Genomic DNA, 24,051 nt, shown 5'->3' with positions numbered 1-24,051 from the left:
GATCCTAGCCTTTAAGGGAATGACCGATCACCTGCCTTTTCTGGTACAATTAAGAAAACGGGTTGGAGGCACGACATGAAAAAAAGGAAAATTATTTTAGCTGCTAGTGTTCTCGGTACTGCAGCAGTTCTCGGTAAAAAGAAATTGATTAATGAAACCGTCACTAAGCAATTGATTCCTCGGCATTGGGATGAAGCAGAAATCAATGAACGATTGCGGGATTTCACCCAGTTTTTAGCTGACGGAAATGAGGAGAAGATTGCTTCATTTGTTTTAGGCAAGTCGATAAAACCATTCAAATCATTGAAGAAGCAAGAATTAACCTTTTTAACGGCACATTTTTTGAGTATGTACAAAGTAAAAGGAAACAGCAGCAATAATTTACGCGGTTTAGTCTCTTATCGTGTGGCAACACCGAAAAAGGAATATACTTATCTGATCAAAGTAGCGCGACTTGGTGTTGAAAAACTAGATTGGTATATTCAAAAAGTAGTAGAGCAAGATCACGGCATTAACTATCCGAATCAATATTTACTTCAGCTGACCTCTCCACGCCCTAATGAAGAGCTTTGTCTGATTGAAACTGATGCAGGAACCATTACGATGAGAGTCTTTCAGCAGGATGCGCCAAAAGCGGTTAAGAATTGGCGTGGGCTGGCTAAGCAAGGATTCTATGATGGGACACCCTTTGCTCGGGTAATCAAGGATTTTGTGATCCAAGGCGGAGCATTAGATGGTTCTGGAGACGAAGCAACATCGATTTTTGGCGGTTATTTCGAAGATGAGGTGGATGAAGGGCTGTATCATTTTGACGGAGCCGTTTGTCTGGGGAATCATGGACCCAATACCAACGGGAATCAGTTCTATATCGTGGAACGAAATCATATCGACAACGACCAGTTATACCGTATGAATCTCCCTCACAAAGTGCGCTCTCACTACGAAGCGGTGGGAGGAATTCCAGAGCTAGATGGACGCTACACAGTCTTTGGACAGGTTATTGAGGGGATGTCGGTGGTACGCGAGATTGCTAGTCAAGAAACAGACGATAATGATGCGCCGTTAAATCCGATCAAGATTCAAAGAATTACGTTTAAGCGAATACGAAAGATCAAATAAAGTCGTTTGGCAATTTTTAATACTAAGATTTTGAATAAGCAAACAGAACCAGTAATGGCAACTAAATTGTCCTCGCTGGTTCTGTTTGTGTGATTGTTTTAAAGTTATTTTATCCAAATAGAGATGGAGAGTACAGCTAGAAAAGTAAACAAAAAAAGTTAAGGAAGGCTTAAATCCGTCTTCTTAACTGTCTTTATAATACCACATTTTCGACTCTTTTTCAAGATTGCCTTTTTTGCTAGTCTGTGTTATTAGGACTATGAAAGGGGTGAACAAATGAATGTCCAACTTTGATGTTTCGTTATTTAACCAATTCCTATCAGAGCAAAAGGAAGAACCGCGAACAACGATCAATCAAGTGCTTCAAGTCAATCACAAAAGCTTTCAATTATCGGTGGCGGATTTTAGGGAAATCGCTGAGGAACGCAAACAGCATTTTAAGAATTATCACTTACTTGATTTCAGTTGGGAGAATTCTCAGACGGTCGCACATTTCTTAGCAAAGGAGCCATTTTCATACAAAAGTGATTACTTAGAGCATTTCTCTATTTGCCAGGAACTCTTTTATTATTTGCGGGCCTACCATTCTGGATCAATAACAGATCAAGAAATACTTGAAGAGATCGAACGCCGCTATCAAAAATATCAAGGAGATATAGAAGCACTTCAAGGTTCATTTGAAGACTTTCCGGAATTGGAGGAAGAGGAATGAGGAACGAACTTTTAGATCCAGCTTTTTATCCATTTTTCATGAAGAAATTGCAGGAACGGTTAAGCGGTTCAAGCGTTATGCCAATTGATCAAGCAGAAAGAATCCAACAGTCCCTTGAGTTTGTTCTAAAAAATGGCGGAGAGGGAACTTTGCCGGAGCGCTTCGAACAAGGAAAGCAACAATTGAAGCAACGCTTAGAGAAATTACAACAGCTCTATGAGAAAATCCTTACAAGTTATCAAAGCTTTGGAATTGAATCTCTTGAGGAAAGCTTACGAGAAATTGGCAGCTTTTTTACAGATTATGATATTGATTACGGAGCAGCTGAGGTCGATCAAGCCTTTCTTGACTACCAACTTGCTGAAGCTGTTCCGGCTAACTTTGTCGGTCTTGATTTTTATGAGCGCTACCTACAAAATTTAGCAGCGGAAGTATTCTTTATTGCAAATATTCCAGAGAATCAAATTTACGAACTGTTAGAGACATATCAGGAGAAGCTAGGATTTGATTATCGCAAAGATGTAAACAATCTGTTTGAGATTGTCTTCAGGCAGGTTATAGGTAAATTGTTAATTGGAAAAAAGGAAAATGACCGTTTACTGCTAAATCCATTCGAAGCACAATATGCTCTGAATCAGCTTCAAGAAAAAAACCATCATCAAGAACTGAATCAATTGTTTGAATTGAATGAGTATTATTATCGCATTTTTGAACAATTAAGAGGAATTAGTCAACGCTTAGAAGAGCCTGAGAAGGCATTTGACTTCTTTCTCACCATTACTCGTAAGAAGAAGGAGCTAGAATTGACACCCACCATGACATCTAGTCGTTTCAATCAATTGCTAGAAGCCTACTCTGCAGCTGAACAGCAGGAAAAAATACGACTAATTTCGAAGAATATTTCTGCTCCAGCAGATTTTGAAGAACTTCTAGATTTCACTTCAGAAAAGTCCGAATTTTACGAAAAACTTTTAAAAGAGCTAGATAAAAATTTTATAAAGGCTTTAATTTTATACGAAATGAAAAAGAATAGCTTCGAGGAATTCCATCAAATCATTTATGCATCAAGGGATTCAGCGATTTTAAATCTTTTAAAAGATTATTTAAAAACTTATACAAAAGAAGAACGTTTAGCGCTTTTTGCTTCTATAAAAGACTATCAAATAACCCATTATGACTTTTCATAAATCAAGAAGAAAGCTTTTAGGTCATTCTGCAAAATATGCTCGACCAGTTTTGTTTTCAGAAAAGAAAGTTATGAAACAACTATTTAAAAGGGGATTACCGCACGATCTTTTCGGAGTATAAATAATAATATTCGTTATTTCACGAGCACCATTACAGTGATAGGGCTGCTTTTCCGTTAATTTGTAAGCAAATAGCAAAGAGTTTTTGCTTAGGAGGAAACAGAAATGAGTACCTATTTTAAATTTATTATTATCGCTGCACTTTTTTTAACAAACGGCGCAGCATCTGTATTGGGTGAATCAGAAAATAGTTCATCCGCCACAAGGGATCAAGAAATTGTAGAACAGTCTACCAGTCAGGAAGAAACTAAATCAGCGTCTTCAACAACTAAAGACAGTGGAGACTCAATTGAATCAAATGAGGATGGCAACCAGATAACTACTCAAAGCAGTAGTGTGAATCCAGCAGCTGCGGCCAAACCTGAAACGTCTAACACAGACGCACTTCCTGCAGAATCAGAAGCTGAGACAGCAAAAACAAATACTCGACCCTCACCAACAGTGAATGAAGCTGAGCCTAATAACAGTTCAGCACCGGAGTCCACCGCACCAAACATGGCAGTGCCGCAATCAACAACAATGCAGGCGGATCAATTGGAGATTGCTGGGCAATTGATAACTTATTTGAATGCGGGACAGGGAAACGGACAAGCCATAATTGATGCCAATCCCAATCTAGTCGCAACCTGGGGCGGTGCTTCTGTTCAGTCAGGAGACGATGGCGCGAATACACATTTTATTGGACATAATCCTGGCATTTTCAATGTGCTGTTCTCAGTAGGCGTCGGGGAAACGATCAGTGTCTCAGATGGAGCGAATAATGTATCGACATACACTGTTTCTCAAATCGTTACGGTGGATGATTCTGGAATGGCGGAGGACGGAACAGATTATTGGGAGCAAATCACAAGCTCTGGTGGCGGAGAGCGCATCAGCTTGCAGACGTGTATTAATGATGATTACAATTTAATCGTCTTTGCCAACAAATAAAAAAATCGTCACCCTCTAAAGATTCGTCAATAGGAGGTGGCGATTTTTTTATTTGTTCATCAATTGCTGAGAGAAATACAGCTCTTTGGCGGTTTTCGTTTTAATATTGCCGAGGGCTTTCAAATGTTTGCGCGCTTCGCTTTTTTGATGGGCAACAATAAAGTTCAGAAGATTTTCTCGGTCAGAAGCGGAGAAGAAATTGTTAACAATTAAAACATTGTCATTTTCATATCCTTTAATTGGATTATTGCTTAAAACGATATCGTAGGTGGAAAAATCCTCAAAATCGTCTGCTCCAACCGAAATGACCGGCTCATTAAACGTATCAACGATGGTCCAATTACTATAATTAGCCACTAAGAAATCTCGCAGCATTTCTGCATGTTTGCGTCCCAAGTCACTCACTACATGAATAGTTACCTTTCGTCTCAGTTTTTCTAAATGGATTGGCAACTGTGACCATTCTTTCATCATCAAGAAAAAGATATTGTTGATCCGGATATCCGTCCATAATTCAGGTGATTTTTTTTCAATATCCTGTAGATGTATCTTCACAAGTGTTGAGAAGATTGGATAGACTAGTTGGACCTCACGAGCAAATTTTTTATATTTGTCATACAACATAATTTGACGGTAAGGATAGAAATTATATTCTACATACCAGGACATCATTTGCTGCATAATTTTCCGTTTATCCTCTTGATTCAATGGAAAATCGATTCCCTCTGACACGTTTTTTAAAAACGTATCAATTTTACTGTTGATCCGAACAATTTGCTCTGGATTGTCCCAATTGTAAAATTCATGGAAAACGGTTCGACTGACTTCTTTGTACCATTTTTGGGGCAGGGTGAAATCCTTATCCGCCAATAAATGTTCGGCAAAGGGCCGGCTGAAATCTAAAACCTTGTCAATCGTATCATCTTCTTCAGCATAAACATTCTCAGGTAAATAAAAGCCTTGCTGCATTCGATTTAAGGTCACCATAAATAAATAAGCCGCCTCCTGAATCTCTCGATCATCTAGAGAAACGTCAAAATCGGTGGAGGTGCGCATAATAAAACAAGTGGTTTCTTCATGATCCAAGGTAAAAGGCCATTGATTGGCACCATAGGCTTCAGAAAAATATTGCTGATAAAAGAAGCGAACCCAGCGTTCATCAGGTCCAACAATTCGAAAAGGGGAGCGTTCGAGCTGAAGTCCGCGTCGCTTCAAAAAATCCTCTAAAGCGTTGACCATCCGATAAAAGGAAGCCTCACTCATAAACAATTCGTTGATCCAGTAATCTGCATCCTGATTTGATTCATACAACATTTTTTCAACAAATTGAAATTCGTTTGATTCACTATATATCAATCCATAGACATTCCCCATCTTATTAGAGGTTATATTGTTCAGGCGCACTCCTTGAAATTTCGAGTATTCAATATAGATGTAATCCCCCCAAAATTCATTGATATAATCAATATCTGATAATAATGTTTTCGCTGAACAATCAATTTTGCGTGCCGCCTCTTTGACGTCACACCAAGAAGGTAGCTGATCCAAAAATTCAACGAATTGAATTCGGCGGTAAGTAGAGGAGTTAAGTAACTGTTTCATATTGACTCCTTTCAAAAAAAATTATTTATAATTATAAGTTTACCGATTTTCTTAAAAAAAAGCGAGTATTTTCAAACTAATTGTTATGGTATGATTAAAAAAAACGAAGGAGTCAGATAATCGTGATCAAATTAGAAAAAATTAGTCCTCCAAAATTAGACAAAAATGTTCAACCAGTCCAACTTACTGATACAACGATGGCGACGCGTAAAGCTGAGCTATTAACAAAAATGCAGAAAGAAAATTACGATGCAGTTGTAATCTACGCCGATTTAGAGCATGGCGGCAATTTTGAATATTTTACTGGTTTTGTGCCGCGCTTTGAAGAGGCATTGCTGGTCATACATCAATGTGGGGAAGCCTATCTGGTATTAGGAAATGAGAATCTCAACAAAGTCCCCTTTGCTCGCATCAAGGCGAAGGGTATTCATATGCCGCATTTTTCATTGCCAAATCAACCAATGGAAACGACGTTGACTGTACCAGAAATTTTGAAGCAAACAAAGCTTGAACAAGCAGACAGAATTGGACTGATTGGCTGGAAGAACTTTACTAGCCAACTTGAAGACAATGCGTTGATATATGACTTACCTTATTTTTTAATTGAAGGACTAAAACAAGCTGCACCAACCGCGGCCTTTAATAATGCGACCTACCTATTGATTGGCGAAAACGGCTTACGCACTACCAACAACGCCAATGAAATCGCCCATTATGAATTTGGTGCTATGAACGCTGGAAACTGTATCTTAAGTGCGATGGATCAGTTGGAAATTGGAAAAAGCGAGATGGATATTGGTGCCTATTTAAATGACCTTGGACAAAGACCTAGTGTTGTAACCATCATGGCAACTGGGGCTCGTTTTGAAAAAGCAAATCTTTATCCGACAGCTAAGAAAATCCAGCTAGGTGATCGAATTTCTATGACAACTGGCTATAAAGGCGGCCTGCAAAGCCGCGGCGGATATGCCGTTCACTCAAGTGACGAATTGCCTGAAGCTGAGAAGGATTATCTAGATCGTATCGCAAAACCTTATTTCAATGCCGTTAAGACCTGGCTTGAGATAATCGCCATAAACCTCGAGGGTGCTGTATTATATGATAAAATTGAAGAAGTTTTACCAAAAGCTCAATATGGCTGGCATTTGAATCCGGGACATCTTTGTGCCGATGAAGAATGGTTGGCATCACCTGTCTATCCAGCCTCAAAAGAAAAACTTCAAAGCGGGATGATCCTCCAATTCGACATCATTCCTTCGGTTCCCGGATATTCCGGCGCCAGCTGTGAAGGCGGTGTTGTACTGGCAGATGAAGAATTACGAGCTGCTATTCAAAGAGAATACCCAGAAATGTGGGCACGGATGCAGGAACGACGTAAGTATTTAATAGAAGAAATCGGCATCGTATTAAGTGAAGAAGTCTTGCCAATGAGTAATGCAGCCGCGTACTATCGTCCATTCTTTTTAAATAAGGAATCAGCATTGACGGCAAAGTAAGGGAATTGAAGCAAAACACTCAAAGAATTTTTTCTTTGGGTGTTTTTTCTGCGTTTCAAAAAAAGGAATCCTATGTAAAGAAGAAAAATTTCATTTCGATTGTGCTATACTTTTTCTATTAATTTGAATAAAAAAGGAGAAATGCAGATGCGAATTGGCTTTATCGGAGCTGGAAAAGTCGGAACAACTATGGCACGCTACTTCGCTAGTAAAAAGTACACGATTTCAGGGTTTTACAGTCGCAGCTTTAAGCATGCGACTGCTAGTGCTAGTCAAATCAATAGTCAGGCCTTTAATCGTTTAGCAGAATGTATCGAAGCAAGTGACTGGCTATTCTTGACTGTACCGGATGATCAAATCGCTGTGGTATGGCAAGAAGTAGAGCCGCTAATTTCTGAGGGACAATGCGTTTTTCATTGCAGCGGTGCAAAAAGCTCGGCGGTTTTTGTAACAAAGAAAGAGATTGCTTGTTTTTCTCTACATCCGCTGATGGCTTTTGCTGACAAAGAAATACCTGCAAGTCAATTAGCTGAAGTCCCTTTTACTTTGGAGGGCTCAAAGAATTTAGCCGAAGTTCAACAGCTTTTAACAAATTTAGGAAATCCAATCGCAACCATCGCCCCAGAGGAAAAGATTCGTTATCACGCGGCATGTGTGTTTGTCAGTAATCTAGTCGTAGGCCTGACAGCGACAGCAGAGGAACTACTGTTAGATTGCGGATTATCCAAAGAATTTGCACAAACAGCTTGGCGGCAGCTATTTTTACAAAATGCACAAAATCTACTAGCCATGAGTCCCAGTGAAGCTTTGACCGGTCCAGTTGAACGAAATGATCTTTCCACTGTCACTGATCATTTGGCCGCCTTACCTCGAGAAGCAACTGGGATTTATCGCGAGCTGACTAAGAAATTGATTCAAATCGCGACTCTGAAGCATCCGGAGCGCGAGTATCAACAAATGGAAAGGGAGTTAAACCAGTGAAAAATACCGTCTTAACGATGCAGAAGCAAAAAGAGCAGGGTGAAAAAATTAGTATGCTGACCGCCTATGATTATTCCACCGCTAAATTAATGGATCAAGCAGGTATCAATTCTCTCTTGGTGGGAGACTCATTAGGAATGGTTATGCTAGGGTATGAAGATACCTTGTCCGTAACGATGGAGGACATGATTCACCATTCTCGTGCAGTAGCCAACGGCGCACAAAATGCGTTGGTAGTAACAGATCTGCCGTTTATGTCTTATCATATATCAATCCCAGATGCCGTAGCGAATGCCGGACGCCTGATCAAAGAAGGTCACGCAGCCGCAGTCAAGCTAGAAGGCGGTGAAGCCTTTAGTAAAACGATTCAAGCCATCACTCGCGCCTCAATTCCAGTAATGGGACACATTGGTTTAACCCCGCAGTCGATTCATGCTTTCGGCGGGTTTAAGGTTCAAGGAAAAACGATTGAAGCCGCACAAAAAATCTTGCAGGATGCCTTAGCAGTAGAAAAAGCAGGTGCGTTCGCCATTGTTTTAGAAGCAATCCCCGCTGACTTGGCGGCACTGATCACCAAGAAATTGACAATTCCTACAATTGGAATTGGTGCGGGTAATCAGACAGATGGGCAAGTATTGGTCTATCAGGATATGTTAGGTATGTACGGCGAGATGCAACCAAAATTTGTGAAACGCTATGCCGATTTAGGCACAGAAATGAATTCTGCCATTCAACACTATAAAACAGAAATTCAGCAGGAGCAATTCCCAGCCGCAGAGCATACTTTTAGTATCGCACCGGAAATCATCGCAGCATTGGAGAAAGGAATAAAACATTGAAAACCGTTAAAACGATTGAAGAAGTCAGAAATCAGGTGAAGGCCTGGCGACAGGCGGGACAATCAATTGGATTTGTGCCTACCATGGGTGCACTCCACGAAGGCCATCGCAGTCTGATGGAAAAGGCCAAACAAGACAATAATCATGTCATCGTCAGTATTTTTGTCAACCCCACTCAATTTTCGCCAAATGAAGATTTAGCCAGCTATCCTCGGAAGCTTCAAGCAGATCAAGCATTATGCAACGCGGCGGGAGTCGCTTTGATCTTTCATCCTGAAGTGGAAGAAATGTATCCGGCTGGATTTAACACCTATGTGGAAGCCTTTGGTGTGACTGAAGTATTAGAAGGCGCAAGTCGACCAGCTCATTTTCGTGGAGTTACGACGGTCGTTTTAAAATTAATACAGATCACTCAACCCGATCGCGTATACTTTGGTCAAAAAGATGCGCAGCAAGTTGCTGTTGTCCAACAAATGACTCGTGATTTGAATATTCCCGTTGAAATCATCGCCTGTCCAATCATTCGTGAAGCGGATGGTCTAGCCAAAAGCTCTCGGAACAGCTATCTGAATCCAGCAGAGCGCCAAGCAGCTTTAGTATTGAGTCACGCGTTGAAACTGGCACAAGAGCAGCTTGCAGCAGGCGTACGAAATTCTCAAGCTTTGATTCAGGCAATGACTGCCGAAATTGCATCTGAACCTCTAGCAAAAATTGATTACATTGAGATTGTCAATCAAGAAACATTGCAGAAAGTTGATACAATTGACTCAGCAATACTAGTGCCCATCGCTGTTTACATTGGCAAAACGCGTTTGATCGACAATTTTTACTGGGGAGAATAAAAAAGAAGAACCCACTTCTATAACACCGTTTGTTCGGAAATAGGAGCTGTGACAGAACCTTTGTCACAGCTCCCTTTGCATCCATCTGTTTTATTAAGAGACAGGCTTCCCCTGTTCAACGCCTCATGATATGCTAGTTTGTAAAGGGGAGGGCGGCAAATGATCGAAAGCAGATTGTTACAGATTCTTTTTATTTTAATGGAAAAAGGCTCCATCACCGCACCAGATTTGGCAGAAAGATTTGAAGTATCCGCTCGAACGATTTATCGCGACATTGATGCGTTGAGCGCTGCCGGCATCCCAGTCTATGCTGTCCGAGGAAAAGGTGGCGGAATCTTTATTCAAGAGAATTATGTCCTAAATAAAGCTGTATTTTCTGATGAAGAACAACAGCAAATTCTGATCGCGCTTCAGAATTTGAATCTCACCGCTGGCTCATTAAGCAGTTCTCTGGTTTCAAAACTCAGCACTCTTTTCAAAAAAGAAACACTTGATTGGTTAGAGATTGACTTCTCTGATTGGACTGGATTACGAAATGAATTATTCGATCAATTACGACAGGCGATTTTTTCAAGAAATGTTATCCAAATAGATTATCTAAGCACTAAGGGACAATTCACCGCTCGTAAATTAGAACCCTTAAAACTAGTCTTTCGTAATAAGGCTTGGTACCTTTATGCTTTTTGCTATCTTAGAGCAGATTATCGATTATTTAAAATGGCCCGCATGCGAAATGTCGAGATTTTATCTGAATCCTTCAGCCGAGAAACACCAAAAAAAATCTTCTCAGAAAAGCCAACAATACCAGAAAAGCAGGTTGAATTGACGCTGCTGTTCGATTGTGCTGCAGCATATCGCGTGCAGGAGGAATTTAAGGATGTTCGTCAAAATAAAGATGACCGTTTGATTGCTGTTGTAACGCTTCCAGATGATGTGACAACAATTAATTACTTATTTTCTTTTGGTGATCAATTAGAAATTCTTGAACCTCCGGCTTTTCGTCAAAAGATGGCAAGGCATATTGAAAAACTCAGCAAAAAATATAAAACTTGACATCTTATTACAAGTTTTACTTGATAAACTGAGGAAAAAGGAGGCGTTTTAGATGAAACCCATTTTAAAAGACTCATCAGAATTTCCAACTATAGAAAATTTAGCAAAGCATCTTTCCCCAGAGGATCTGAAGCTTTACCAAAAGCTTTTAGAAGAACTCCATAAGCAATCCTATCAAAAGGACTGGAACTACTATAAAGATGGGCACAACTGGTTAAGTAAAATACTTTTCAAAAAGAAAAATCTAGGCTGGATCTCGGTATGGGAGACTGGTCTTAAAGTGAGTGTTTTTTTCAGTGAACGTATTTGGCCGCAGCTCGTAGCCAATGAACTCTTCAGCAAACTTGAAGCTAACGGCGCAGAGATTGATAAAACAGGCAAACTAAATGCTGTTTTGATTCCAATTAAAGATGAGACGAGTATAATGATCGCTATAAAAACAGTGAATTTCAAGAAAAATATAAAATAGAAAACGGAAAGAGACAAGAGAGTCGTATTAATGACTATTTTTGTCTCTTTTTTTGCTAATTGCAGAATATCGAAAAGCTCCCCCTATTCATGACGGAATCGCTTATGTCATAAATAGGGAGAACTTTTTTATAAAAGATCAATTAATTTTTTACCAGTAGTTTCTTCCAAAATAATCGATGTTGATACCTTGCCATAAGACATCAGTGCTGCCAATAATTTTTCCACTTCAGCAATGGTCTGAGCGCGTCCTTGCATGATATAGTTCTCTTCTCCCGTAACTGAATCGATCGATAAAGCAGGATTGAGCTGCCGTGCTCTTTTTATGAATTCATTGAAGTGGATCGTTAAATCACTAATTTTTATATAGAAGGGAATACTGAAACCTAATTTACTATAATCAATTTCAATTGTAAAATTCCGCAAAACCCCGATATCGACCATTTTTTCAATTCGTCGTTTGACACTTGGCTCAGACATCATCACAGTTTTTGAAAGATCTTTGATACGTATGCGGCTGTCTGCTGATAAGAGTTTCAAAATCTTTAAGTCAGTATCATCAATCGTATCCACAATCGCTTCCCCCTTTTTAGGTAAAAACAGCACTAATTTATTGAAATAATCATTTTATCAAAAAAATATATTACTATTTGTAGTTTAAACGAAAAAAAAGAGGAAATAAACTTTTTTTTAGCATATTCAACGTGAAAAGCTTTTCGCTATAATAAGCACAAGGTTTGAAAGCGCTTTTAAATCCATGACTGGAAGGAGGAAACAAGTGAATAAATGGATGAAATTTTTCTTGCTTTATGCCGGAGGGACATTGATTGGAATGTCACAATTGAAGATAGCGCCTGTCATTACTCCTTTGTCTCAATACCTTCATACTTCGTTGACACAGATGTCTTTGTTGACCTCGGTTTTTACGATTTCAGGTATCTTTATAGCGATTCCAGGTGGGGCACTGGTTACTAAAATTGGTGCAAAGAATTTGTTATTGGTGATCATTGGATTGTTAGCTGTAGGAAATTTTTTAGGGACAATCGCTGGTTCATTTTCTTTACTTTTAGTAACTCGAATAATTGAAGGGGTCTCATTTTCGACGATTGTAATGACAGCTGTGGTCTTAATCAGCTATTGGTTTAAGGATAGCTCTCATTCTGGAACAGCGATTGGTATTTTTACGACTTTTCCAGCTTTGGCATCGTTAATCTCAATGAATTTGTTTTTACCCTTGTCTGAAAGATTTGGGCACTTTGCAAGTTGGTATTTAATTGGCGGCTTGTCCTTGATTATGTGGATTCTATATTTCTTATTTTTGGATGCTCCAGTAGAGGATATCTCAACAATAGAAGCAAGGGAGGACTCACCGTTTAAGGCGGTGATAAAGAACAAGACGGTATGGATACTAGGAATTTTGCAAGGATGTATGTCTTTTGTTTTATATGCCTATATTGCATTATATCCAGTTTTATTTAGTGATTATTACCACCTTTCTCAAACAACAGCTAACTTTTACTCAGGATTATTTGGGTTGTTTGGGATTCCTTTTGGGATTGTGGCAGGTTTTTTACTGGATCGAGTAAAAAAATCAGGTGTCGTGATTTTGGTAGCCTTTACAACAATGATGTTGTCCTGTTTAGCCGCACCATTTTTAGAAGGAATAAGTGGATTAATAATAGCACAAGTCTTTTTCCTATCGGCAGCCGCAATGTTAGCTTCCTCTTCAATTACCATTTTAGTTCCTCGAGCTGCTGGAAAAGAACGCTTGATTGGCTATTCTATGAGTTTAGTCAATTTATTTTATTACACAGCAATCGTGATCGGAGCACCAATCATTTCTAAAATAATTGAGAACTTTTCTTGGAAAGCTGGATTATTGATTCTGACAGGCATCGCAGCTCTCGGTGTTGCTGGATCAATTATCTATTTATTATCAACAAAAGAAACGCTTAAAAATTAGGAGGAAACAAAATGAATACAACGTTTCAAACAGGTTTAGCATATGCAAAAGAATTAGATACAAAAGATGAGCTCCACCAATATCGTGAAGATTTTTTTATTCAACCAGGAGAAATCTATATGGATGGAAACTCTTTAGGTATGGCTTCTAAAGCTGCCGTTACAAGTATTGAAAAGATGATTGAGCGCTGGAAAAAAGAAAGTGTTCAAGCTTGGAATGATTTATATATTTATGGCGAAAAAATCTCTGCTTTAATGGCACCATTGATTAATGCGAAACCGCAAGAAATCACCGTGACTGGTAGTACAACTTCTAATATTCATTCAGCATTGGCAACCTTTTATCATCCTACGAAAGATCGTTATAAAATTTTGGTCGATGATTTAAATTTCCCGACAGATCGTTATGCTGTTGATAGTATGGTCGAAATAAAAGGGTATTCAATTGAAGAAGCTGTTAAGGTTATTCGAAGTGCTGATGGTGAATTCATTGACGAAGAGGCGGTAATTGAGGCAATGACAGATGATGTTGCCGTGATTTTATTGCCAACTGTTTTATATCGAAGTGCACAGATTATTGATATGAAGCGTTTGACAGAAGAAGCTCATAAACGGGGAATTATTATCGGCTTTGACTTATGTCACGCGATTGGCGCAATTGAAATTGATTTTAAAGAAATTCAACCAGATTTTGCTGTGTGGTGCACGTACAAGTATTTAAACGGAGGACTCGGGTCGACTGCCGGCTTGTATATCAATCAAAAGCATTTTGATAAAAAGCCGGGATTAGCGGGGTGGTTTGGCAATCGTAACGATACCCAATTTCAACTAAAGCATCAATTTGACCCACAACCTGATGCAAGTGGTTGGCAAATTGGTTCACCGGCAATTTTTTCAATGGCAGGTTTGGAAGGTTCTTTACAAATTTTCAATCAGCTAGGAATGAAGAAAATTAGAGCTAATTCTTTGAATAAAACTGCTTATCTAATGTTTTTAATCGATAAAGAGTTAGCTGATTACGGGTATTCATATGGGAATAGTACGGATGATAAAGTGCGTGGTGGGCATGTTTGTCTGCAACATGAAGAAGCTTATCGAATTGCGGCTGCCTTGAGAAATAATGGTGTTGTCCCAGATTTTCGTGAACCTAATGTGATTCGCCTAGCTCCAATTGCTTTATATACCTCTTATGAAGAAATCAATCTAGTTGTTCAAACGTTGAAAAAAATTGTTGCTGAAAAGATCTATGAAGAGTACAGCAATACTCGTTCTTCTGTAGTATAAAAAAGAAGGAGGATAATTCATGATAATAGGTATTCCAAAAGAAATTAAAAACAATGAAAATCGAGTTGCTTTACCGCCATCTGGCGTATTTGGTTTAACAAATCTTGGACACAAAGTTTTGGTCGAAACAAAAGCGGGGCTAGGTTCTGCTATTACGGATGAAGAGTATGAAGAAGCTGGCGCTACAATCGTACCAGATGCGATGAGTGCTTGGGCTGCAGAAATGGTTTTGAAAGTTAAGGAGCCCTTGGCTGAAGAATACCGCTACTTTCGAAAAGACTTATTGTTATTTACTTATCTGCATTTAGCCGCAAATAAGCCGTTAACTAAAGCGTTATTGAAATCAGGAGTACACTCAATTGCTTATGAGAATGTTCAGCCAGCCGATAACTCATTGCCATTACTTGCACCGATGAGTGAAATTGCTGGTCGTATGGCCGCACAAATAGGCGCAAATTTTTTGGAACGCGTTAACGGCGGACGCGGTGTATTACTTTCAGGTGTTCCAGGTGTTGCACGTGGGAATGTTGTTGTTATTGGTGGGGGAGTCGTTGGTATGAATGCTGCGAAAATCGCAGCTGGCCTTGGGGCAAATGTAACGATTATGGACGTAAGTGTTCCTCGTTTGAAGCAATTAGATCTAATTTTTGATGGAAATATCCAAACCTTAATGTCTAATAGCTACAATATTCAAGAAGTATTGAAAACAGCTGATTTAGTTATAGGTGCTGTTTTGATTCCTGGTCATAGAGCACCTACGCTAGTTTCAAAAGAAATGGTTTCAGGTATGCCATTTCATTCGGTGATTGTGGATGTAGCGATTGATCAAGGTGGGATTTTCGAAACAACGAATAAAGTAACAACCCATGACAATCCTACTTATATCAAAGAAAATGTAGTTCATTATGCTGTTGCAAACATGCCTGGTGCCGTTCCGCAAACCGCGACTTATGCATTGTCAAATGCAACAATGGAATACGTCAATTTATTAGCAAACAATGATTTGATAAGCTTACTAAAAGATAATTTGGCATTACGACGCGGCTTGAATACCTATAATGGCAAGTTGACAATTGAAGCAGTGGCAATTGATTTAGATTTACCTTATTTCCCTGTGAATACAGCATTAGAAGCTTAATCAAAATAATGCTTGGAAGAAGTATTTTAATGTAACTGGAAATCAAAGTGGTTTAAAAGCAGGTATCAAAGTCTATTCTTTGTACCTGCTTAATAGTTTTTCGATCAACATCATATATTCTTGTCTTAATATTTTTGGTTCAAGTATTTCCACATGCTCGCCAAAACCAAGAAAATAATTGGTCAAAAAGGGTAGTTCGTTATTATTAAACTCTCCAAGAATAAAGCTATCGTTATCTGTGACTGTGAGTCTCATATTTGGAAACTTATTTTTTAAGAAATGTTCTTTTCCTTTATCAGATAGACGTACTTTAAAAGGAATGTTTCGATATTCCTTTTGTTGTGTGGCTATAATTTTAGCTATTTCTCCTTCAGAGAGAGGGCATGGATAATCCAATGCTATTTCAATATCTTCTATGTAATCACAACGATAAGTTCTCATCTCTTTTTTTTCAATGTCTATGGCAATACAATACCAATAACCATCCATTAAAGTTAAGCGAATAGGCAAAATTCGTTTAACTTTTCGTGCATAACGAGTGTATAGAATTTTGATGGGTTCATTTTTCAAAATAGTGCTAAATAAATCTTCAAGATTTTTAGTGGGCTCAATTTGATAAATTCCCGCATATTGTACCGAATCAGTTGCTTGTGCTATTTTTTCTTGTTTTTCGACACTAAATGTATTTAATAATTTTTGCTGAATCGTAGAATAATTACTACCGAATGGCGAGCCAGATAACAAGTTTAAAAGTTGAAGAGAAAAAAACACACTAAAAATTTCTTTTTCCGTAAAATAAATTGGAGGTAATAGTGAGGAGGGGAGAACTTTATACCCGCCATATCTTCCATTTTCAACATAAAATGGCACTCCTAATTGTTCTAACTCTGCTAGATCTCTTATTGCAGTACTTCTAGAAATCTGAAATTCCCGCATTAGATCAGTCAGATTAAATTCTTTATGGCTATTCACGAAAAAAAGTTCCCGTTGGATTCGTTCAGATTTATTCATAACATTGCCTCCATAAGTATCATAAAGTGACACCATTAGAATATATAATGAGTTTATCATGTTGTAAAGGAGTCTATCTATGAAAAAATTGTTTTTGTCATCGTCATTTAGTGAGGTTTCAGATGAATTATTACTACTAGAAAAAGATGTATATGGAAAAAGAGTTACTTTTATTCCCACAGCAAGTAATGTTGAAAAAATCAAATCTTATGTGACAGCTGGAAGAAAAGCCTTAGAGAAAATGGGGGCAATTGTAGATGTAGTAGACGTTTCTGTTGAGCCTCAAATCATTATTGAGCAAAAAATAAAGGAAAATGATTTTATTTATGTTACAGGGGGAAATAGTTTCTACTTAATGCAAGAACTAAAAAAATCCGGAGCAGATGCGATTATTAAAGAAGAAATAGAAAATGGCAAGCTTTATATTGGAGAATCTGCCGGTGCTATCATCTTGTCGAATTCTATTCACTATATCGAAAAAATGGATACACCGGATAAAGGACCCGACTTAAACTCTTATAATGGACTAGGTATTGTAGAGTTTTATTCTTTGCCTCATTATAATGAACCACCATTCAAAACTATTACTAAAGATATCAAAGAGAACTTTGCCAATAATTTGCCTCTTTGCTGTATAAATAATAAGCAAGCAATCTTAGTAAAAGGGACAAAAAGAAAAATAGTTACGAAAATATAAATACAATTTTGTAGTAGGAATCATTTTGACATTGTAACGTTCTTTTATTTCTTCGTAAAAAATAAAAATGTCGAACAATAATTCGTTATGGTGTAAGATACTTTATTCTTGATGGTATATTCTGATAAAAAAGATAAACTGGCTCATGATGTACTAGCCAGTTTATTTTTTATACTAACTATGACATGGTACTGAAAGTTCCGACTATGAAGAGAATAGGTTTTTATGGTTTGAGAATAATGTTAGTTTTTCTCAAACCATAAAAGAAGTAATAAAATAGAGCTCAACAAACCGGATAATCTGGTTAAACCAAACTTAGCTGATTTTTTTTTAATGTATTATCAAAATCGTTTTTCAGATTTCTATTTGAAGTAAATGCTGATAAGTTGAAGGAAGATTTTATTTGGATGTCATTGTCGATGAATTACAAGTAAGACTCAAGTGAATGATCAAAAACGAGCTGATTAAATGAGTTGTATGATCTGGTGTCTGCAAAATGATCATGATCGTTAGATGTCGATTGTGAGCAATCTTGAGATAAAAAGGTTGATAATGGTCCGCAATTGATCCTCAGAATCCTTTTTAAACGATAATGAATAGTCTAAGACCACAATTAGTATGTTACGCATCTCAGATATTAATGACTAATCAATTACTGAAGATGCTGCAGGACAAGAAATCATGTTTTCGTAACAATATCTATTTTCCCGAAAGCATAATTTTTAAACTGTTAGAAATGGTAAAAAGCCATGTTTTCAGCGACTCAACTAATTTATTCAAGCAATTCAATTTGCAGCAAATTTATGGCTCAGACAGAAATATATCTCTGTTTTTCCTGATGTGTTATTGCATGCAAAGTTTGTTGATAGATCAATGATTGTCGAGCTTGCAACGATAATAACATCCCAATAACTAATAAATTAAATTGCATGAATGGATAATGATTTCGGTTTAATTTTTTCTTTTTTTAGTATGTACCTCTCTTTTAACCTATCATTATGTACCGTTATTTAAACGCAGATATAACAATCGTTATGTTTTATAGAAAGAACCATTTTTCAGTAATTCAACTATTTAATTATTCGTTCTCCCCTTTCTTTTCTATGATATTTATGTTATTTAATAGTTGACAAATTGGTATATACCTATTATGATATAGTTAGAGGGTTCCCCCTCTCCTATCAAAAAAAGAAAGGACTGAAAAATAAAATGAGTCGTGAATTACTACAGGAACGCTACGAAAAAGAATTCGAAAAATTGCCGGATTTCATCCAAAAATATTTATTGTATTTGGAAGCAATCCCCCGTTCAACGAATACCCTATACGAATACTCTAAAGAATATCGAAGATTCCTCTCCTGGCTTTCTTCTGAACAAATTATTCAGGTGGATGATATTTCAGAGATTCAATTAGAAGATTTTGAAAGACTGAATAAAGATAAAATCGTTTTATATAAGTCCTTTTTAAATCAGTCACCGAAACGAACCTTTGAAGGAAAAGCTGAAAATGACATCTCTCAATCTCCTTTGAGTGAAAGAAATACACATCGCCTTAAAGTGACTGTTCAACGCAGCATCACTGCTCTTCGTTCCCTTTTCAAATACCTATCGAATGAGGAAATCGAAGAATTTGACGAGCAGCTGGGTGATTATGTGATTCGCCCGATGTTAAGACGAAATATTATGGTCAATATAGAAAATGGCGGTGTGGACGCTTCTGATGCAGTACGCAAAGATAAAATCGAAAAAATGCTCTACTTGGACTCGGACGCGATCGATTTTGTGGAATTTGTCTATGCTGGTTACGGCAATCAACTGACCTCGCGTCAAGCCAAAACAGCTTATGAAAAAAATCGTATTAGAGATACCGCAATTCTCGCCTTATTCCTAGGATCGGGCATTCGTCTATCTGAATTAGTCAACACAAATGTCAGTGATCTCAACTACGAAGGTCTGTATGTTCAGGTTCAACGTAAAGGTGACACGCTGGATCATGCGATGATCTCCCCGATTTTTATTGACTACATTCAAGAATATGTTGATCAACGAAAGACACTCTATAATGCCGATGACTCAGTACCAGCCCTTTTTTTAACCAAACATAAAAATGTTGCCAAACGAATGGAAGGCGGCTCAATCGAAAAGATGATCGACAAATACTCCACAGCCTTTGGCAAACGCACCACTCCCCATAAGCTGCGACACAGTGTCGGCACGATGGCCTTTCGCAAGACAAAAAATTTGAAAACCGTCAGTGAGATACTAGGCCAACGCGGTACGTCTGCCACAGAAATTTATACACATATCGTCAAAAAAGAAAAACGATCAGTGATTGATGATCTTTGGACATAAAAACAAAACGAGTTCAATCGAAAACAGATTGAACTCGTTTTGTTTATTTTTTTGTGGGTTACAGTCGATACGAAATTAAAGTTTTTCCTTTTAAAATTGGTAAACATCGTCGCGATGACCCACTTTTAAAATCAAAAAAGTCACCGTTTCTTCATTGATATCTGAAATCAGACGAAGTTTCCAATTCGATACCGCCAATAAAACTGGGCTTTGGCGGTCAATCCTTTGCCATGAATTCTGGGAGTTGATAAAGCGTGCTTTCGCTGATTTAATCAAACGTAACATTTTTTGAAAGCTCCCTTTTTCCTCTCCATCTTTCTAAACTATCAAAAAGCGATCAACCTAGTCCTATTCTAGCAAGTTGACCGCTTTTTTGATACTTTTTAGCTATATTCATATATAAATTGATTAATGGTTTCTGCTACTTCTTCGCAGCAGCTTTCGATTGCGGGATGACCGGGCTTGTCGAACAATTTGAACTGACCGTGGACGACTTCGCCAACAATGGCTTGATATTCTTGTTCAATATTTGGACGAATAGCTTTGTCTTTTTTAGCGGCTGTTAGCAGCAGCGGCGCCTGCAGAATTTGCAAGGAATCGAAGAACAGCTCTCTTCTGGAGATGATCAAACGCCACATGGAATCTGTATCCCGCTCAATCACGTCCTTCCAATCCTCCCCAATACACCAATGGTAGAACTGTGATGCTTCAGGGTCCGCCATCGTTGAAGAGCGTTCTGCTAGTAATTCTTCATCAAAATCATCAGGAAGCGTACGCCCGTGAAAGCTGTCAGCAGTAACGGTGGCGATCAGATCTGGTCTTAAAAATGCTGCATTGATGGCTACCCAAGCGCCGCCGCTAGTTCCCACTAGATTTGCGTCGCTAATATTTAAATGCTCTAACAAGGCGATCGTTTGGCGAGCTTCATCTTTCCAAAGCTCGGTAGGAAATCTATCCAGCCGGTCAGATTGACCATAGCCTAAAAAATCAATCAAGATTACTTGGAAATCTTTATAAAGGGGCAACATGGGTTTAAATAACTTGGATGACGAGGTATTTCCATGCAAAAAGACGAGTGGTTTTCCTTCTCCGATTGTTTCGTAGAAGATGTTTTTTCCTTTATAGCTAAAGAAACTCACTACAATCCCTCCTTAAAAGTTCATACGTTTGTTTTTAGTATAACAAGAAAAGCCAATAACAGCGGTTATCGGCCTAAAGAAAAATATTATGAAATATAAAATAAATGGGTTGGACTTTTTATAAAATATATGTTTTGAAACTATACTTCATTGCTTACACGCATCTGCTTAAAAATTCTGATTGAGAAAATAGCAATCAAAATGGTCACAATAGAAGTAGCAATGATTAATACTAGCAGCATTTTTGTCGACGCTACTGCCGCAAAGCTGCCATACATCACCTGACCTAAAGGAATTGCCAAGGTAGTCACGATCATCACTAATGACATGATCCGACCAAGCAAAGCTTTGTCAGAAACTAACTGGATATAAACAATCAATTGAACCGAAACGACTGTAACTACACCCATTGCTGAGGCCACGATGACTGTCATCAGCCAAAATGCCAACGTTGAATCCTGAATCAGGCCAAACGGGATGACTAATAAACTAAATAAAATCGCCACGAGAATCAAATTTTTGGTAATACTGGTTTCATTCAAGCGATTCGCGATCACACCGTAAACGACTGTTCCCAAAAGACTGCCGATTGCTAGAATCGTATTCATTAACCCGAATTGTGCGTCGGTCGCACCTAATTGAATACGGGAAACATACGGAATGATCACCTGAATAAAGGAAGCGAGGAAAAAGTTTAATAAAAATGCTACTGCTGCAACTTTGACAATGACTTTTTGCGCCTTCAGATAGTTCGCTACTTCCTTCAAATCACCGACAACCACTTGGAAAAGCGTCCCATCCATTGTAGCTTGTGCTTGAACCGGAATGTTTAACAATACTTCGCAGAAAATCGCAATTAAAAATAAGGCTGCTGTGATCATAAAAATTTGATAAACGGCGTCAAATCGATAAATGATTCCCGCAAGGATCGGGCCTAAAACCGTTCCTAAGGTCCCGATTGAACTGATAATCCCGTTTGCTCGTGGAATCTCCTCTTCCTTACAAATTATGGGAATCGCTGATTGAACCACGGGTGTTTCAAAAGCCGAGACCATTCCAATGATCACTGTCAAGATTCCGATCGCCGTTACTGGATTTTCCAAACGCGTGACTAGAAACAGGCCAATCGATAAAATAAGGTACAGACAATCCATCAGTAACATCAAATTTCTTTTCGGCAAACGATCAGCCAGCACGCCGCAGAAAGGCAGACAAATCAATCGCCCTACGATCGATAACGACGCAATCACGCTAAAGGTCAACGCGGATTTTGTAATATCCAGCACATACAATGAAATCACAAATTGAACAATCGTTGTTCCTAAAACGGAGAATAATTGACTCCCAATTAATAAATTAAAATTTTTATTCTTTCTCATAATAACCATCCTTCTTTCTTCACTCTTAAGCAACAACCTCAAAAACAACTGATTCAAATTAACATACCTACCGTTGGTATCTATAACCTTAAAAAAAATAGCTTATTCTTCGCTATCTTTTTTTAAATAGGCAAACATTTTATTCGCTTCTGTCATGATCTCCTCATTGAAGATCGGAATACCGACACCATCGAATAGCTTCTTAGTAAATAGTACCTTTCGCTTCAGCTGTTCCTCAGTAAAAACAGTCAAGTGCAACCCGATCCACGTATTTAGGTTCATCATCAACACATCCGCGACCTCTTCAGGAAACTCTGTTTTAATCGAGCCGTCCGCGATCCCCTCTTCAACGATTTTTTTGATTTCGGGAATTACTTCGTTAAACATGCTGATGATCTGCTCTCCGATAAAACGTGGACTGCGCAGGGTAACTGCCGCTGAATAATTTAACTTCATCCGAGAATAATCAGTAAACGCATCTAGAATTGCGCTTTGCAATTTTTCTAATCCATTATTTCCTGGATGCTTTCGCAAACTTTCTTCGGGTGTTTCCGCAGGTTCGATAATCGTTTCAAAAATCTCAAACTTTGATTTGAAATGCTGGTAAATTGCACCCTTCGTCATGCCATCTAAGCCATTGACAATATCTTGGATCGACGTATTATCATAACCCTTTTCAAGAAATAATTGCTTCGAAACAGCTAGAATCTTGCGCCTTGTTTCTTCTGGATTTTTTCCTCTCGCCATGGCTTCACTCCTTACATACCATTGGTATCTATTTAAAATATAGAGCTTCACTGGCTAATTGTCAACAGTTTTTGATAAAAAGATTTTGATATAATTTCATTTGCGATATTTATAGTTCTATATCTTTAAGAGAAATCCCTTAACTATCGAACGTAAAAGCTTTTTTACCTGATTTTTCTCGCGACGATTCACTTTTTGTTTTAAGCTAGAGATAAGACAAATGGTGATTGAGGGATGTAAAAATGAGTGTTGGACAACGGTTGAAAATACGTAGAAATGAATTAGGCTTCACACAAGATTATGTGGCAGCTGAGCTAGGAATTACCCGCCAAACAATGTCGAATTGGGAAAATGGTCGAAGCTACCCTGATATCGAGCGAATTATTCGTTTATCAGAGCTTTACAATCTTTCCCTCGATGAATTATTGAAGGGAGATCGAGAAATGGTCAAGCATTTACAGGAGAATACCGTGGTCAACCACTTCTTGAAGATTTTTATTGTTCTACTTTTAGTGAATGGACTGCTGATGCTGCTTCTCTTAGCAAATCCATTCATGAATGAAGTATTTCTTTGGCTGATTTTCGCTCTGGTTGGTGCCAACAGCTTGTCGCTTTTTTATCTGATTATAAAAAAAATTTAGGAGGGACAAATTATGAACCAAACAGCGCTCATGATTCTTTTAATGGTTTTACTTTTGGCAGGGGCCTGCTGCCTATTTTATTATATCTTTTCGTTAATCATGCTAGATGCCAAAAGCCGCGGCATCAAAAATCCAAAATTTTGGTCATTGATCGCTACCGGCGGACAAAACGGTGGCGGCCTGCTGCTTTATCTTTTTGCTCGTCGAAAAACTACTAGCTTAATGAAGCCGGCTGAAGTGGAAAAATTTCTTCAACTCAAACGGAAAATCTATTGTTTGCTGGCAGTGCTGTTTGTACTTTTTCTAGCATTCGCCGCGATAATTTTCCGCTTGAACTAAAAAAAGAACCGAT

The 24,051-nt window shown here is 38.2% G+C and carries 24 protein-coding genes; 17 read left to right on the top strand and 7 right to left on the bottom strand.

What is annotated here, in order from left to right; translation table 11 throughout:
- Positions 1 to 75 precede the first annotated feature (75 nt).
- The 4 genes from IGI52_RS20870 (at position 76) to IGI52_RS20855 (ending at position 4,068) form a co-directional block, all read left to right on the top strand.
- Positions 76 to 1,119: a peptidylprolyl isomerase gene (locus IGI52_RS20870; RefSeq protein WP_048718655.1), complete on the top strand. Its 1,044-nt coding sequence runs from the start codon at positions 76 to 78 to the stop codon at positions 1,117 to 1,119.
- A gap of 280 nt (positions 1,120 to 1,399) precedes the next feature.
- On the top strand, positions 1,400 to 1,831 hold the full coding sequence (locus tag IGI52_RS20865; protein ID WP_311892519.1) for a DUF6323 family protein: 432 nt from the start codon (positions 1,400 to 1,402) through the stop codon (positions 1,829 to 1,831).
- A complete protein-coding gene (locus tag IGI52_RS20860; protein WP_438782363.1) occupies positions 1,828 to 3,018 on the top strand; it encodes a DUF6179 domain-containing protein in 1,191 nt (396 codons plus the stop codon). Before IGI52_RS20865 ends, IGI52_RS20860 begins: the two co-directional genes overlap by 4 nt.
- Positions 3,019 to 3,243: 225 nt before the next feature.
- Positions 3,244 to 4,068 carry a class F sortase gene (locus tag IGI52_RS20855; RefSeq protein ID WP_137438897.1) on the top strand — a complete coding sequence of 275 codons (825 nt, stop codon included), beginning with the start codon at positions 3,244 to 3,246 and terminating at the stop codon, positions 4,066 to 4,068.
- A 48-nt stretch (positions 4,069 to 4,116) separates the two neighbouring features.
- Here IGI52_RS20855 and IGI52_RS20850 read toward each other — a convergent pair whose 3' ends face one another.
- Positions 4,117 to 5,670, bottom strand: a complete 1,554-nt coding sequence (locus IGI52_RS20850; protein WP_048718648.1) for a helix-turn-helix domain-containing protein — start codon at positions 5,668 to 5,670, stop codon at positions 4,117 to 4,119.
- Positions 5,671 to 5,792: 122 nt separating this feature from the next.
- On the opposite strand from IGI52_RS20850, the gene IGI52_RS20845 reads away from it, so the two are divergent.
- From IGI52_RS20845 to IGI52_RS20820, 6 genes are all read left to right on the top strand, one after another.
- Positions 5,793 to 7,166, top strand: coding sequence for a M24 family metallopeptidase (locus tag IGI52_RS20845; protein WP_185937732.1), 1,374 nt, complete (start codon positions 5,793 to 5,795; stop codon positions 7,164 to 7,166).
- 147 nt (positions 7,167 to 7,313) lie between these two features.
- The gene (locus IGI52_RS20840; RefSeq protein ID WP_185937733.1) at positions 7,314 to 8,147 is read left to right on the top strand and encodes a Rossmann-like and DUF2520 domain-containing protein; all 834 of its coding nucleotides are present in this window, start codon (positions 7,314 to 7,316) and stop codon (positions 8,145 to 8,147) included.
- Positions 8,144 to 8,986, top strand: a complete 843-nt coding sequence (gene panB, locus IGI52_RS20835) for a 3-methyl-2-oxobutanoate hydroxymethyltransferase (RefSeq protein ID WP_185937734.1) — start codon at positions 8,144 to 8,146, stop codon at positions 8,984 to 8,986. Before IGI52_RS20840 ends, panB begins: the two co-directional genes overlap by 4 nt.
- A complete protein-coding gene (gene panC, locus IGI52_RS20830) occupies positions 8,983 to 9,828 on the top strand; it encodes a pantoate--beta-alanine ligase (protein WP_176675340.1) in 846 nt (281 codons plus the stop codon). The genes panB and panC overlap by 4 nt, the downstream gene beginning before the upstream one ends.
- A 159-nt stretch (positions 9,829 to 9,987) precedes the next feature.
- Complete coding sequence (locus IGI52_RS20825; protein ID WP_185937735.1) at positions 9,988 to 10,881, top strand: helix-turn-helix transcriptional regulator; 894 nt, start codon at positions 9,988 to 9,990, stop codon at positions 10,879 to 10,881.
- A 52-nt stretch (positions 10,882 to 10,933) separates the two neighbouring features.
- Complete coding sequence (locus IGI52_RS20820) at positions 10,934 to 11,350, top strand: DUF3788 family protein (protein ID WP_176675338.1); 417 nt, start codon at positions 10,934 to 10,936, stop codon at positions 11,348 to 11,350.
- Positions 11,351 to 11,478: 128 nt separating this feature from the next.
- Here IGI52_RS20820 and IGI52_RS20815 read toward each other — a convergent pair whose 3' ends face one another.
- Complete coding sequence (locus IGI52_RS20815; protein WP_102866577.1) at positions 11,479 to 11,922, bottom strand: Lrp/AsnC family transcriptional regulator; 444 nt, start codon at positions 11,920 to 11,922, stop codon at positions 11,479 to 11,481.
- Positions 11,923 to 12,127: 205 nt separating this feature from the next.
- Between IGI52_RS20815 and IGI52_RS20810 the strand changes: the two genes are divergently transcribed.
- Genes IGI52_RS20810 through ald form a run of 3 tightly spaced genes read left to right on the top strand, consistent with a single transcriptional unit; the run spans position 12,128 to position 15,733 of the window.
- Complete coding sequence (locus IGI52_RS20810; RefSeq protein ID WP_185937736.1) at positions 12,128 to 13,312, top strand: MFS transporter; 1,185 nt, start codon at positions 12,128 to 12,130, stop codon at positions 13,310 to 13,312.
- An 11-nt stretch (positions 13,313 to 13,323) separates the two neighbouring features.
- On the top strand, positions 13,324 to 14,595 hold the full coding sequence (kynU, locus tag IGI52_RS20805) for a kynureninase (protein ID WP_137438903.1): 1,272 nt from the start codon (positions 13,324 to 13,326) through the stop codon (positions 14,593 to 14,595).
- Positions 14,596 to 14,614: 19 nt separating this feature from the next.
- On the top strand, positions 14,615 to 15,733 hold the full coding sequence (ald, locus tag IGI52_RS20800; RefSeq protein ID WP_176675336.1) for an alanine dehydrogenase: 1,119 nt from the start codon (positions 14,615 to 14,617) through the stop codon (positions 15,731 to 15,733).
- Between the two features lie 72 nt (positions 15,734 to 15,805).
- Here the strand turns inward: ald and IGI52_RS20795 are convergent, their stop codons facing one another.
- Complete coding sequence (locus IGI52_RS20795) at positions 15,806 to 16,744, bottom strand: helix-turn-helix transcriptional regulator (protein WP_185937738.1); 939 nt, start codon at positions 16,742 to 16,744, stop codon at positions 15,806 to 15,808.
- Between the two features lie 79 nt (positions 16,745 to 16,823).
- On the opposite strand from IGI52_RS20795, the gene IGI52_RS20790 reads away from it, so the two are divergent.
- Together IGI52_RS20790 and xerS are read left to right on the top strand one after the other, a co-directional pair.
- Positions 16,824 to 17,441 (top strand): Type 1 glutamine amidotransferase-like domain-containing protein, encoded by a 618-nt coding sequence (locus tag IGI52_RS20790; RefSeq protein ID WP_438782362.1) that lies wholly within the window; start codon positions 16,824 to 16,826, stop codon positions 17,439 to 17,441.
- A 1,209-nt stretch (positions 17,442 to 18,650) separates the two neighbouring features.
- Complete coding sequence (xerS, locus tag IGI52_RS20785) at positions 18,651 to 19,793, top strand: tyrosine recombinase XerS (RefSeq protein ID WP_016178386.1); 1,143 nt, start codon at positions 18,651 to 18,653, stop codon at positions 19,791 to 19,793.
- A 90-nt stretch (positions 19,794 to 19,883) separates the two neighbouring features.
- On the opposite strand, the gene IGI52_RS20780 is transcribed toward xerS, so the two are convergent.
- The 4 genes from IGI52_RS20780 to IGI52_RS20765 form a co-directional block, all read right to left on the bottom strand.
- Complete coding sequence (locus IGI52_RS20780; protein ID WP_049218310.1) at positions 19,884 to 20,078, bottom strand: type II toxin-antitoxin system RelE family toxin; 195 nt, start codon at positions 20,076 to 20,078, stop codon at positions 19,884 to 19,886.
- A 98-nt stretch (positions 20,079 to 20,176) separates the two neighbouring features.
- Entirely contained in the window at positions 20,177 to 20,932 is a 756-nt protein-coding gene (locus IGI52_RS20775; protein ID WP_438782361.1) for an alpha/beta fold hydrolase, read from the bottom strand.
- 140 nt (positions 20,933 to 21,072) lie between these two features.
- Positions 21,073 to 22,311, bottom strand: a complete 1,239-nt coding sequence (locus IGI52_RS20770; protein WP_438782360.1) for an MFS transporter — start codon at positions 22,309 to 22,311, stop codon at positions 21,073 to 21,075.
- Positions 22,312 to 22,413: 102 nt separating this feature from the next.
- Positions 22,414 to 23,058 carry a TetR/AcrR family transcriptional regulator gene (locus IGI52_RS20765; protein ID WP_144325963.1) on the bottom strand — a complete coding sequence of 215 codons (645 nt, stop codon included), beginning with the start codon at positions 23,056 to 23,058 and terminating at the stop codon, positions 22,414 to 22,416.
- Positions 23,059 to 23,300: 242 nt separating this feature from the next.
- On the opposite strand from IGI52_RS20765, the gene IGI52_RS20760 reads away from it, so the two are divergent.
- Both IGI52_RS20760 and IGI52_RS20755 read left to right on the top strand, forming a co-directional pair.
- Positions 23,301 to 23,699 carry a helix-turn-helix domain-containing protein gene (locus IGI52_RS20760; protein WP_438782359.1) on the top strand — a complete coding sequence of 133 codons (399 nt, stop codon included), beginning with the start codon at positions 23,301 to 23,303 and terminating at the stop codon, positions 23,697 to 23,699.
- Positions 23,700 to 23,711: 12 nt separating this feature from the next.
- On the top strand, positions 23,712 to 24,038 hold the full coding sequence (locus tag IGI52_RS20755) for a hypothetical protein (RefSeq protein ID WP_144325959.1): 327 nt from the start codon (positions 23,712 to 23,714) through the stop codon (positions 24,036 to 24,038).
- Positions 24,039 to 24,051: the final 13 nt, after the last annotated feature.

The sequence above is a fragment of the Enterococcus sp. DIV0187 genome (assembly GCF_051713785.1).
Classification (GTDB): Bacteria; Bacillota; Bacilli; order Lactobacillales; family Enterococcaceae; genus Enterococcus_A; species Enterococcus_A avium.
This window is presented reverse-complemented; position numbering and strand designations above follow the sequence as displayed.